Source organism: Siminovitchia fortis (genome assembly GCF_007681465.1).
GTDB classification, from domain to species: Bacteria; Bacillota; Bacilli; order Bacillales; family Bacillaceae_C; genus Siminovitchia; species Siminovitchia fortis.
This window is the reverse complement of record NZ_VEKZ01000009.1, coordinates 16,339-28,208: the sequence shown is the minus strand read 5'-3', so window position 1 is coordinate 28,208 and position 11,870 is coordinate 16,339. Positions and strand designations below refer to the sequence as shown.

Here is an 11,870-nt window from a genome sequence, read left to right as displayed (position 1 = left end):
CATGAAACATCTCATTGTAACAGAGGGCTTTGGCGCTATTGGAATAAAAGAAGCGGAAGAAGATTGCCTGACACCCGGGGAAGCAGATGAATTAGCCGATTATGTCATTTCTAAGGACCTGGACAGCGATAACATTTTTATCAGCCGGAATGAAGTCAGGTTCATTAATTATGTCGGCTATATCAGACTATCCAGTTGTTCAATTGAAATCTTGCCCAAAGTACAGAGTGAAAATCAGGAGCACTCCCGCAGTGTTTTGCTTAATTTATTAAACAGAACGGGATTCCTGAAAATCAAGGAAACAGAAATAAGTGCACAAACCCTTCTAAAGGAGAACCTGCTGGAAATTCTGGGGTACCTTTTTATGAAAAAATTAACTCAAGAAATTAAGAAGGGGCTCTACCAAAGTTATGAAATAGAAAATGAACAACTTCATAGTATCAGAGGCAAGGTTGACGTGAAGAGGCAAATGAGAAATAGTGCGGCCAAATCGACATCAGTCTATTGTGAATTTGATCATTTCCAAACCGATAACCCTTTGAACCGGATATTTAAAATGGCGATCCAAAAGCTACTAAAAAACGTGAAATTCAGGGAAACGCAGCGGCTGCTCTTGAATAGCATTGTTTATTTCGATGATGTAAGCTCAGCCTCCATCTCGCCTTATCAACTGGAAAACATGCATTTCAATCGGAATAACAGGCGCTTCTATGACAGCTATTTGTTGGCAAAGTTAATAGTCTCAGGGACTTCCAGCACCTTTCAAAGCGGGCCGTTAAAGAACATGTCCATTTTATTTAAAATGAATGAGTTATTTGAGGAATATATTGTGTATCTGGCAAAAGAATGTACATCCGATGTGACGGTAAAGGACCGCAGCCATCGGTTGCTGGTTAATGAAAAGACGGGTTATAAGAATTTCTTATTGGAGCCCGATTTACTCATTAACAAGCAGCTCATTATAGATACCAAATGGAAAAGGTATGATCCGGCCACTACCTCTCATGGAGTGCAGAGGAATGATTTATACCAGATGTATGCTTATCTGACAAGATATGAACAGGTTCAAACTGTCACTTTATTATATCCTTATGATTTCAATGAAAAGTTTAAAAGCGGAGAATGTTTGAATACCTGGCATTTGGATGGGAACCCGGATAAAAAAATAGAGTGTTATACCATTGATTATGAGAATGAAAGAAAATCACGGGAAGAAATAAGGGTGATCATAAGAGAGAATCTTTCGGGATAGTTCTGGTCAAGATTCATGCTGAAGGGAAAAGATACCTTATGGATATTGAAATATTTATCGGTAATTTGGATGATCCGGACTTTGATTATGGGCAAGGGGACTGGAGCGGAAATTGCCCATCCAGGATCAGTCCATTTTTCCCGAAGCCCCATAATGCTTTTTCATATTTGATTGATTTGATAGGCAGCGGGCGAATTGAAGGGAGACAGACTGATTGGGGCACTTGGGTGGCTCCCTTATATCCTTCTGAAATAGTCAAACTTATGGAAGGCCTTTATGAGGGAGACGATTTAAGGTACATAGTTGAAATTGCAAATCAGTTAATTGCAGATCAAAAGTACGCACTCGTCGCTTGTGAAATCGGATAGTTTTATATAACATTTGATTCTCTCCAGTAAAGAAGGGATGGACATGCTCAAAAACGAAAAAGGACTTGTTTACTTAGACGATAAAATGATGAATGCCCTGTTTGATTGTGTTTACGGTCTTGATGGGTGTTCCAGCTCACAGACTAAAGAATTTTTAAAAGAAGATTGGTTCAAGGATTTTATAAGAATGCTTTTTACTATGCAAGAGTTTAACTATCGATATCGTTATGAGCAAATTAGCGGGCTGTTTCCATTATTTGAAGAAACGGTTGGTCCTATGGAAGTGAACTCTGACGGTACAGCACTTTGGCTGGCGCTGGGATTGGCGATAAAGGAACTATACGGCTTCAGGAAAAAAACTTTAAAAGATTTGCTTGAAAAGGTGAAAGTGAAAAAGTAATCGGTCTACCCGCAAAAAGGTAGTGTTTCGGCAATAGCAATAGAAGGAGACTAAAAGCAACGGATTAAAATTTCATCAATTAAGCTGCTGTAGGCAGGAGGAAAACGAATTGATCGGTGCCATTATCGGCGATATTGTTGGATCTCGATTTGAATTTAACAATCATAGAAACAAGGAATTTGAACTTTTTACCGAAGATTGCAAAGTGACAGATGACAGTATCACGACCCTCGGTGTTGCCAAAGCAATTATGGAAACGGAGAAGGTCGTTAAGCCTTCAATTGTTGGATATGACGGTGATTATTATTCATTGCTTGAAGAAATGACAATTCAATACATGCAGAAAATCGGCCGCAAGTATCCGGATTGCGGATACGGCACTATGTTTTCGCAATGGGTTTTCAGTGAAGATCCGAAGCCTTATGAAAGTTTCGGAAATGGAGCAGCCATGAGGATCAGTCCAGTAGGTTTTGTTGCCAGAACAGAGGGCGAGGCGTGCCAGTTATCTGAAATTGTCACAGGTGTCACCCATAACCACGAGGAAGGATTGAAGGGCGCAGAGGCCGCAGCTGTTGCAATATTCATGGCACACCGCGGATTTACTAAAAGTGAGATTCGAAATAAGATGAATGGAAGGTATTATCCTTTACATTTCACAATTGATGAAATCAGGGATACCTACCAATTTAATGAAACTTGTCAGGAAACTGTACCGCAGGCAATTGCTGCCTTCTTGGAATCAGCCTCCTTTGAAGATGCAATCCGGACAGCCATTTCAGTCGGCGGGGATAGCGATACGCTGGCCGCCATCACCGGGGCTATTGCAGGGGCTTATTACGGAGTGCCTGACAGCCTTAGAGATAAGGCATTATCCTATTTGGACAGCGAACTGCGTGCTATTTATGATGAATGGTGTAACCTTGACAAAACTGCGGCGGCATCCGGAAAATTTAAGACACTTACAAAATATATCGGAAAAATATCCGATACAGATTCGTATGGCAAATGGTTTATGGATGGAGATAATGATGAAACGCCGGAACATCCAATACAAATGCCTTTCGTTGATTATAATGACCTGGTAGATATGTTTGTTGAGGAGTTTTATCAGTTCTCTGAAAGCCATCCCGAATATCGGCTCACAAATTACGGCTCCATATTGGAAAGCAATGGCCTGAACTGGGACGATGCAGCTTTGCGCAGCGCCGACGAGAATTCCCTAAACGCCCAGTGTATTTTAGCTCTCATTATGGGAGTGGTTCGGGGGGAGCGGTTTTCCGACGGCACACTTCTCAACTATTTCAAGGACGGCTACATCGGGAAGTGGCTAAAAAGACTGAAAGTGATTGATGATCATAAAAAATTGGCTGGCATAATGGAAGTCTATTTTGAAATTGGCGGTTTTGGCGGATACGATACGTATCATCTCAGTTTAGAAGAGGATAATGCTGTTTTAGTGACAACAATAGGTTATGAACCTCCTTCTGAGAAGCAATATTCAAAAGAAGAAACAGCTCTTTTACTCTATAAATTTAATTCAATTGGTGTTGACTTTTGGAATTGCGAATATAATGACCCTTACATTTGCGATGGGACACAGTGGGTGCTCGCTGTACAATACAAAGGCCGGAGAAGCATCGTCTGGGAAGGCAGCAATGCTTACCCGGAAAACTGGGATGGGCTTCTAACATTTTTTGGGGTAAATGCTGAATTATAAACACTTTGTCATGAGACTACAGTAATTTCAGGAGTAATCTTTGTAGCCCTTTCAGTATTGTTATTAACGCCAAATAGTTCTGAATTCATTGCGGATCTATTAAAATTACAATAAAAAATGTTGTTTAAAACAATCGGCTCCCATGCTGGAATAAAAATTGCCATCCAATCTTCAAGAAGGACCATTTTGTGGAGCAAATCGGAGGAGTGGTACAATGCGATTTTATGGCAGGCCGCTTAAAGCATATTTATTTAATGATAATCGAGCCAGATTGTAAGAAGCCAAATAGAAGAGGTGAGCAATAATGGAGGTAATGAATATCGGTGATATTGTGTTTCAGATGATTTTTATTCTTCTTATAGTCCTGTTTTTTGTATCATTAACACTTTACGTCAGAAGAATATCGATTAATCAAAGAAAGAGAGTTCAGAATAATGCGAAAATCGAGCAAAAGCTGGATAGAATAATTGAACTATTAGAGCAGGGTAAATTAAACAAATAAGTGAAAAAACAAAGAATGGACGGCTATTTGTCAGGGTTAAATACTTTGGAAAGAAAAATACATTTAGTAACGTACTGCTTGATACTGGCTGTTCAACGAGATGTTTTTATTGCAATTTCTTCACTTGATGTGTAAAGTGATAATAACGAAAGGAAGTGAGTCATATGAGAAAAAATACACTTGGTTCACTAATTTGGTTGCGTATTGCTCGTTTTACACATCAAAGTAATCTACTATCGAATGAATTTTTAAAACAGTTTGGTATTACGGCTGCACAGTTTGATGTATTAAATCAGCTTTCTGCTTCTCAGCCGATTACGCAAAGTCAGCTGGCTGTAAAAGTAACCGTGTCGGAGGGCGGGATTTCTCGTATGCTCACCCGGCTTGAGAAAGAAGGATATATACAGCGTAAGCAGGACTGGAAAACCAAATGGATTACCCTTACTCAAAAAGGGGAAGATAAATTACATGAAGTTTTTGAACACCAACTTGCCTTCCAAACATCTATTCTGAATGACTGCTTGACGGAGGAAGAGCAGAAAACACTATATATGCTGGTGACTAAACTGCAAAAACATACCGAAAGCCAATTGGAAAATTAGCATTTCTTTTACTTGAAGTAAATGCAATGCTAATAATTTTTAAGTTATCATTTGATTAGTCAAGTGAAAATGGAGGGATTATTTATGTATAAAATTCCAGGACATCATCACATTTCAATGATTACAAAAAACGCAAGTCAAAATAATCATTTTTACCGCCATGTGCTTGGTTTGCGTCGTGTGAAAGTAACGGTGAACCAAGATGATCCGTCGATGTATCACTTGTTTTACGGAGATAGAACAGGCAGCCCAGGTACTGAACTATCGTTTTTTGAAATTCCGGCAGCGGGAAAAACTTATCGGGGTACAAATGCCATTACTAGAATCGGATTACTGGTTCCTTCAAAGGACAGTCTGCATTATTGGAAATCACGGTTTGATGAATATGGTGTGTACCATGGTGAGATCACAACTTATGCCAATCACCCTGCCTTGAAGTTCGAAGATCCTGAGGGGCTTCGTTTGGTGCTGCTCGTTTCAAACGGAGAAAAGGCTAAGCACTGGGAAATATGGGAGAAATCCGAGGTGCCTGCCGAACAACAAATTCAAGGAATGGGATCTGTAGAAATATCGGTACGAAGACTTGATAAATTAGCAAGTACACTAAAAGATATTTTTGGCTATACAGAGATTAGCCGTACAGATGATGAAGCGATTTTTCAATCCATTAAAGGAGAGATTTTTGGAGAAATTGTCGTGAAATATGTAGACGGTCCATCTGAAAGACCCGGTCGCGGCAGTATTCATCATTTAGCCATTCGAGTGAAAAACGAAGAAGAACTTGCCTTTTGGGAAGAGCAGGTACGGGCACGGGGCTTCCATTCATCTGGCATAGTTGATCGTTTCTACTTTAAAAGCCTGTATTTCCGTGAATCAAACGGGGTTTTATTTGAAATTGCAACCGATGGACCGGGCTTTACAATAGATGGGGATGTAGAACACTTAGGCGAAAAACTTGATTTGCCGCCAAATTTGGAAAAACGGCGGACGGAGATTGAAGCAAAACTATCTCCTATTGAAGAAAATTAATTGGCAAATCCCAAAGTGCAGCAGAAAAAAACAGTAATTGGAGGAAAACAAAATGAACCACCTGAAAGGAATACACCACGTAACAGCTATTACAAGCAGTGCAGAAAAAAACTATGAATTTTTCACATATGTATTAGGTATGCGTCTAGTTAAAAAAACAGTCAATCAAGATGATATTCAAACCTATCATTTATTCTTTGCTGATGATAAGGGGAGTGCAGGAACAGACATGACATTCTTTGACTTCCCGGGCATTCCAAAAGGAGTACATGGCACAAACGAAATTTCAAAGACTTCTTTCCGTGTACCAACTGACGCAGCATTAGAATATTGGGTCAAGCGTTTTGATCGTTTAGAAGTCAAACATTCCGGGATTACAGAGCAATTTGGCAAGAAAATTCTCCCTTTCGTTGATTTTGATGATCAACAATATCAATTGATTTCGGATGAATTCAATCAAGGTGTTGTACCAGGCACACCTTGGCAAAAAGGGCCAATTCCACTGGAATATGCAATTACCGGTTTGGGACCTGTCTTTGTTCGTATTGCGAACTTTGATTACTTTAAAGAAATGCTGGAAAAAGTTCTATTATTTACAGAGACTGCAAAAGAAGGATCATTCCATTTATTTGAAGTAGGGGAAGGCGGCAACGGTGCCTCAGTCATTGTAGAATACAATACGACTCTTCCTCAAGCCCGACAAGGTTACGGCACAGTACACCATGCGGCTTTTCGGGTAAAGGACCGGTCAGTATTGGATGAATGGACCCGGCGAATGAGCAGTTTTGGATTCTCTACATCCGGTTATGTAAATCGCCACTTTTTTGAGTCATTATACGCAAGAGTTGCACCACAAATTTTATTTGAGTTTGCTACGGATGGACCTGGTTTTATGGGAGATGAACCTTATGAAACGCTCGGGGAAAAATTATCATTGCCTCCATTCTTGGAACCTAAACGTGCTGAAATAGAAAAATTAGTTCGACCCATTGACACGGTGAGAAGTACAAAGGAGTTTATCAAAGAATAGACCAATCAAACGGGTTTCGGAAAAGCGAAACCTGCAGGGGGATAACGAATGAAGCATATGCAATTTGGTATAAGGGAATTTGCAATTAGGTAAAGATATAAAAAACAAAGCTGATCGTTGAAATGCCTTATCAAGCATGAAAAAATGAAGCTGAGCGGCTTTAACCCTGTATTCCATAGGGCTAAAGCCATTTCATCTTTTCCCCAGACATTTAGATTTTTTGGGCAGGAAGTGTGATCTGCGATTATTAACTTAAGTTTGATAAAAAGTGCCTATGCATGGTATAAGTTTAAAAGAAGCAGGAACATCCTTGCTTTTGATTTTGGAGACAAGGGTTTGACCTGGTGTCCCATAGTGAGAGGGTTTTGAATATGAATATGAAGGAGAATTTTTGGCGGGATTTACCACGGCCGTTTTTTATATTGGCACCAATGGAAGATGTGACAGATGTTGTTTTCCGTCATGTTGTGAGTGAAGCAGCCAGGCCGGATGTGTTTTTTACAGAGTTTACAAACACGGAAAGTTATTGTCACCCGGACGGGAAACAAAGTGTGCGCGGCCGTTTGACTTTTACAGAAGATGAACAGCCGATTGTGGCGCATATATGGGGAGATAAGTCTGAATACTTCCGCCAGATGAGTATAGGGATGGCGGAGATGGGGTTTAAGGGTGTGGATATCAATATGGGCTGCCCTGTGCACAATGTAGCATCAAAAGGGAAGGGGAGCGGGCTGATCCGCCATCCTGAAACAGCGGCTGAAATCGTACAGGCGGCAAAAGCAGGCGGATTGCCTGTAAGTGTGAAGACAAGGCTTGGCTACACGCATGTGGATGAGTGGCGCGATTGGCTGACACATATATTGAAGCAAGACATCGTGAATCTTTCCATTCATCTGCGCACCAAGAAGGAAATGAGCGATGTGCCTGCACATTGGGAGCTGATCCCGGAGATTAAGAAACTTCGTGATGAGGTGGCACCAGATACCCTTTTGACGATCAATGGGGATATTCCTGACCGCCAGACCGGCTTGGAGCTCGTTCAACAATACGGTGTGGATGGAGTGATGATCGGGCGTGGCATTTTTAAAAATCCTTTTGCCTTTGAAAAAGAGAAGAAAGACCATGGCAGTGAGGAACTGCTTGATCTCCTAAGGCTGCATCTTGACCTCTTTGATCAATATTCAAAATTAGAGCCGCGTCTATTCAAACCACTTCGCCGCTTTTTTAAGATATATGTCCGGGGATTCCGGGGGGCGAGTGAATTGCGAAATCAATTGATGACAACAGAGTCAACGGATGACGTGCGGGCGATGCTCGATGATTTTGAGTCAAAGAATCTTGATGGAATTTGGAAATAGTAGAATGATCTGCCCCCCTGTAAAAAATAGGGGGGTTATGGTATTGTGTTTTTGACTAACGAATTAAATTATTGCTGACTAACGAGTGTTCTGTAATTGCTTCTACTGCAATCGCACCCGGTTCTTAACTTAAACAACCGTGCCATTTAGTTGAAAAGGATCCCCGCAGGAATTAATCATCTATTATAGCTTTTCCTTGTTCACGTAACTTTTTTAAAGATGTAAGCATATATTTTATTTCTTCATCGGAATGTCTTTCCCATGAACCTAATTCGGCTATTATTTTTAAAGGAGATTTGGACCTATAAGAACGTGTTGGGTTTCCAGGAAATCTTTTGTCAGTTAAGTTAGGATCATTTTCAAAATCCCCTAATGGTTCTACCACATAAATTCTTTCCTTTGATTTAGATGTTGCTAATTCAGCACCCCATTTAGCAGCATCTAATGTTGCAGTAAAATATACATAGTTGGATTTTTTATCTTGGTAATTTGATAAGTGTTGTGGTTCTAATAAATCTCCAATATTTAGCTCTGCTTTAGTTCCATGAAAAACTGTGGCTGTGAATGAGGAACTACATTTATATAATTTGAGCTAAATAAATTATATTGGCGAACGGAGAATGTTTCTCGAATAAGCAGCTATCAGTAAATCCATTTTCGAATCCGATAGTTTTCCTCCGGAAGAATGGGAAAACCCGAGAACTCGGGCAGGTAACCATAGGTCCCTTCCCCAAGAAGGTTACGAATCTATGTGTTTCTGAAAAAGCGTTAACCAAAGTAGACGGCCTCTCCAACGCTGATGAAGAAAAATTAATTCAACTTATATAGTTTCCGTTGCGGTAATAATTTTCTCCTGTCTTTATTCAGTATTGCGAGGCTGGATATGTCTTTTTCGATTACCTAAAAGTAAAGATTGAAAATCCGCTTAGAAGTGCTATAATAACAATATTCTACAATCCTATAGTATTCACTCATATAATAGCAGGGATATGGCCTGCAAGTTTCTACCGATTTGCCGTAAACAAATCGACTATGGGTGGCAAATGATTGGAAAAATAAGGTTATATGGAAATCTTGTTTTTTTCCTATTTCTTTAAGATTTAAACTCGGAGACTTTGCTGCCCTGCATTTAAAAAGGGGCATCGTCTGCGAGTTTTTTGCATTTTAAATCAGTTAGTTGAAAGGGGACAACATTGTGAAGGCATTACAGGAGAAAATTGTGTCAGAGGGAAAAGTCTTGTCAGATACCGTGTTAAAAGTGGATTCGTTTTTAAACCATCAAATAGATCCGAATTTAATGAAGGAAATCGGCGAGGAATTTGCCGTCCGCTTTCAGGAAGCCGGTGTTACAAAAATTGTTACAATCGAGTCGTCCGGTATTGCTCCGGCAACGATGGCAGGACTTTTGATGAACGTCCCCGTTGTATTTGCCCGGAAAAGGAAGTCATTAACGTTATCGGAAAATCTTTATACTGCCCAAGTCCATTCTTTTACAAAAAAAGAAACAAATGAAATTTCCATTTCCGGTGATTTTATTCAACAGGATGATGTTGTGTTGATTATTGATGATTTTTTGGCAAATGGACAGGCCGTTTTGGGTTTGCTGGATATGATTGAGCAGGCAGGAGCAAGACTTGCGGGAGTAGGAATTGTCATTGAAAAAGGTTTTCAATCAGGCGGCCAATTGATCCGTGATCGTGGAATCCGGGTTGAATCACTTGCAAATGTTGCCTCATTAAAAAATGGAAAAGTCGAATTTATGGAGGAGAGCACCATCCAATGAAAAATGCGCTGAAGTCCACAACATTGGGAATCCAGCATCTTTTGGCTATGTACGCAGGCGCGATTCTTGTGCCGTTGATTATCGGAAATTCGTTGGGATTTGATCATAAACAATTAACGTATCTTGTGTCGATTGACATTTTGATGTGTGGAGTTGCAACGCTGTTACAAATCACAAGTAACCGATTTGTGGGAATAGGCCTCCCCGTTGTGCTTGGCTGCACATTTACCGCGGTTGGTCCGATTATAAAAATTGGTGAGGAATTTGGCATTTCTGCCATTTACGGTTCCATCATTGCCTCCGGCTTGATTATCATGTTGATTAGTGTTTTTTTTGGCAAATTGATCAAATTTTTTCCGCCCGTTGTAACAGGCTCCGTTGTGACCATTATTGGGATTACACTGATTCCAGTAGCGATCAATAATATGGGCGGCGGCCAAGATGCAGCAGACTTCGGGTCATTCTCGAATATTATATTATCTTTTGGAACTTTATTAACGATCATCTTAATCTTTCGTTTTTCTACTGGTTTTATTCGGGCAATCTCCATATTACTTGGCCTTGGTGTTGGAACAATTGCGGCCATTATCATGGGTAAGGGTGATTTTATGCCAGTACAGGATGCTGCCGTTGCACAAATCGTGAGACCCTTTTATTTTGGATATCCGACATTTGAATGGTCGGCCATCCTTACGATGACAATAGTTGGGATGGTATCTTTGATAGAGTCTACAGGTGTTTATTTCGCCTTGAGTGATATTTGTGATAAGAAGTTGAAGGAAGAAGACTTGGCAAAAGGCTATCGTGCAGAAGGGCTGGCATCCGTCATTGGAGGTCTCTTCAACGCTTTCCCGTACACAACATTTTCGCAAAATGTCGGTCTGATTCAAATGTCAGGTGTTCGGTCTCGAAAAGTGATTTTGATTACGGGTTCCATGTTAATCGCCCTTGGATTCCTGCCTAAAATTGCCGCAATCACAACCATTATTCCAACATCTGTCTTAGGGGGAGCGATGATGGCGATGTTTGGCATGGTCGTTTCTCAAGGAATTAAAATGCTAAGTAAAACTATTGCCGATTCCCAAGAAAACTCGATGATTATTGCTTGTTCTGTCGGCCTCGGTCTCGGCGTTACAGTTGCGCCTGACTTATTTTCAGCACTTCCATCAGGACTGCAAATATTGACAAGTAACGGTATTGTTGCGGGAAGTGTAACAGCCATTGCGCTTAATATTATATTTCATATGCTGCCAAATAAGAAGCGGCAGGAAACCGTTGTTGTATCGAAGCAAAGTGCATAAAAAGTAAAAGGGGTAGTCAGATATGGAGGAAAAAATTAAGGAGCTGACTCTGCTCCTGCTATACTTAACTTCATGGAAAGAGAATGACCTTCCAGCCGATATGAGACGAAGCTGGAAGGGCTATCCGTTTGAGGTTCTAAATGAACTTGCTGATGAGGATTACATTCGAGGAAGTATAAAGTCGAAATCAGTTTATTTAACTGAGTCGGGCATTAAGGAAGCAAAGGAATTAATGAAGAAATATCTAAAGGATGATATGGCACGCAATAATCTTGAATGATAGATTTTTGCGATGAAGATTTGAGACTGGAGCATGTTTTTGACTAACGATGTAAAAAGTGGAAATGGATTTTACGATTTTATTATAATATATTGTACCGCCTAAGGATATTGATACAACGAACTTATAACTTCTTACCGTTATGCATGTCGAACAGCTAATCTTGCCGTGAGACATGGGGGCGCCAGACACCTCACCATAGACAAAAGAAAATACCCTGCAGAGATCTCTCTCCACAGAGCCTTATT

General features: G+C 40.3%; 12 protein-coding genes, 1 pseudogene and 1 riboswitch. Of the genes and pseudogenes, 12 read left to right on the top strand and 1 reads right to left on the bottom strand.

The genetic code is table 11. The features are described from left to right. Position 1 precedes the first annotated feature (1 nt). From FS666_RS04980 to FS666_RS04940, 9 genes are all read left to right on the top strand, one after another. Positions 2-1,252 (top strand): McrC family protein, encoded by a 1,251-nt coding sequence (locus FS666_RS04980; protein ID WP_186306472.1) that lies wholly within the window; start codon positions 2-4, stop codon positions 1,250-1,252. Positions 1,253-1,290: 38 nt separating this feature from the next. After that, positions 1,291-1,620 carry a hypothetical protein gene (locus FS666_RS04975; protein ID WP_144460890.1) on the top strand — a complete coding sequence of 110 codons (330 nt, stop codon included), beginning with the start codon at positions 1,291-1,293 and terminating at the stop codon, positions 1,618-1,620. A 43-nt stretch (positions 1,621-1,663) separates the two neighbouring features. Then, positions 1,664-2,020, top strand: coding sequence for a hypothetical protein (locus tag FS666_RS04970; RefSeq protein ID WP_144460889.1), 357 nt, complete (start codon positions 1,664-1,666; stop codon positions 2,018-2,020). A gap of 109 nt (positions 2,021-2,129) precedes the next feature. Next, the gene (locus FS666_RS04965) at positions 2,130-3,737 is read left to right on the top strand and encodes an ADP-ribosylglycohydrolase family protein (protein WP_144460888.1); all 1,608 of its coding nucleotides are present in this window, start codon (positions 2,130-2,132) and stop codon (positions 3,735-3,737) included. A 304-nt stretch (positions 3,738-4,041) separates the two neighbouring features. Next, the gene (locus tag FS666_RS04960; protein ID WP_313957123.1) at positions 4,042-4,239 is read left to right on the top strand and encodes a DUF4083 domain-containing protein; all 198 of its coding nucleotides are present in this window, start codon (positions 4,042-4,044) and stop codon (positions 4,237-4,239) included. Between the two features lie 164 nt (positions 4,240-4,403). Then, entirely contained in the window at positions 4,404-4,841 is a 438-nt protein-coding gene (locus tag FS666_RS04955) for a MarR family winged helix-turn-helix transcriptional regulator (protein ID WP_144460887.1), read from the top strand. Positions 4,842-4,925: 84 nt separating this feature from the next. Next, entirely contained in the window at positions 4,926-5,870 is a 945-nt protein-coding gene (locus tag FS666_RS04950; RefSeq protein WP_144460886.1) for a ring-cleaving dioxygenase, read from the top strand. A 52-nt stretch (positions 5,871-5,922) separates the two neighbouring features. Next, on the top strand, positions 5,923-6,900 hold the full coding sequence (locus FS666_RS04945) for a ring-cleaving dioxygenase (protein WP_144460930.1): 978 nt from the start codon (positions 5,923-5,925) through the stop codon (positions 6,898-6,900). 377 nt (positions 6,901-7,277) lie between these two features. Further along, complete coding sequence (locus tag FS666_RS04940; RefSeq protein WP_186306475.1) at positions 7,278-8,258, top strand: tRNA dihydrouridine synthase; 981 nt, start codon at positions 7,278-7,280, stop codon at positions 8,256-8,258. A 172-nt stretch (positions 8,259-8,430) separates the two neighbouring features. On the opposite strand, the pseudogene arr reads toward FS666_RS04940, so the two are convergent. Further along, positions 8,431-8,808 (bottom strand): annotated as a pseudogene (gene arr / locus FS666_RS04935) (NAD(+)--rifampin ADP-ribosyltransferase); the annotation flags it as partial. Between the two features lie 401 nt (positions 8,809-9,209). Continuing rightward, positions 9,210-9,311, top strand: a riboswitch (purine riboswitch). 142 nt (positions 9,312-9,453) lie between these two features. Between arr and FS666_RS04930 the strand changes: the two are divergent. The 3 genes from FS666_RS04930 to FS666_RS04920 are packed head-to-tail and all read left to right on the top strand — an operon-like array spanning position 9,454 to position 11,622. Beyond that, positions 9,454-10,041, top strand: coding sequence for a xanthine phosphoribosyltransferase (locus FS666_RS04930; RefSeq protein ID WP_144460885.1), 588 nt, complete (start codon positions 9,454-9,456; stop codon positions 10,039-10,041). Then, positions 10,038-11,342, top strand: coding sequence for a nucleobase:cation symporter-2 family protein (locus FS666_RS04925; RefSeq protein WP_144460884.1), 1,305 nt, complete (start codon positions 10,038-10,040; stop codon positions 11,340-11,342). Before FS666_RS04930 ends, FS666_RS04925 begins: the two co-directional genes overlap by 4 nt. Before the next feature lie 22 nt (positions 11,343-11,364). After that, entirely contained in the window at positions 11,365-11,622 is a 258-nt protein-coding gene (locus FS666_RS04920; protein ID WP_144460883.1) for a DUF6429 family protein, read from the top strand. Positions 11,623-11,870 lie beyond the last annotated feature (248 nt).

Coding starts and splice junctions, on each gene's coding strand:
- FS666_RS04920 (WP_144460883.1), top strand. CDS start 11,365: ATGGAGGAAAAAATTAAGGAGCTGACTCTGCTCCTGCTATACTTAACT.
- FS666_RS04940 (WP_186306475.1), top strand. CDS start 7,278: ATGAAGGAGAATTTTTGGCGGGATTTACCACGGCCGTTTTTTATATTG.
- FS666_RS04970 (WP_144460889.1), top strand. CDS start 1,664: ATGCTCAAAAACGAAAAAGGACTTGTTTACTTAGACGATAAAATGATG.
- FS666_RS04945 (WP_144460930.1), top strand. CDS start 5,923: ATGAACCACCTGAAAGGAATACACCACGTAACAGCTATTACAAGCAGT.
- FS666_RS04925 (WP_144460884.1), top strand. CDS start 10,038: ATGAAAAATGCGCTGAAGTCCACAACATTGGGAATCCAGCATCTTTTG.
- FS666_RS04975 (WP_144460890.1), top strand. CDS start 1,291: ATGGATATTGAAATATTTATCGGTAATTTGGATGATCCGGACTTTGAT.
- FS666_RS04960 (WP_313957123.1), top strand. CDS start 4,042: ATGGAGGTAATGAATATCGGTGATATTGTGTTTCAGATGATTTTTATT.
- FS666_RS04950 (WP_144460886.1), top strand. CDS start 4,926: ATGTATAAAATTCCAGGACATCATCACATTTCAATGATTACAAAAAAC.
- FS666_RS04955 (WP_144460887.1), top strand. CDS start 4,404: ATGAGAAAAAATACACTTGGTTCACTAATTTGGTTGCGTATTGCTCGT.
- FS666_RS04980 (WP_186306472.1), top strand. CDS start 2: ATGAAACATCTCATTGTAACAGAGGGCTTTGGCGCTATTGGAATAAAA.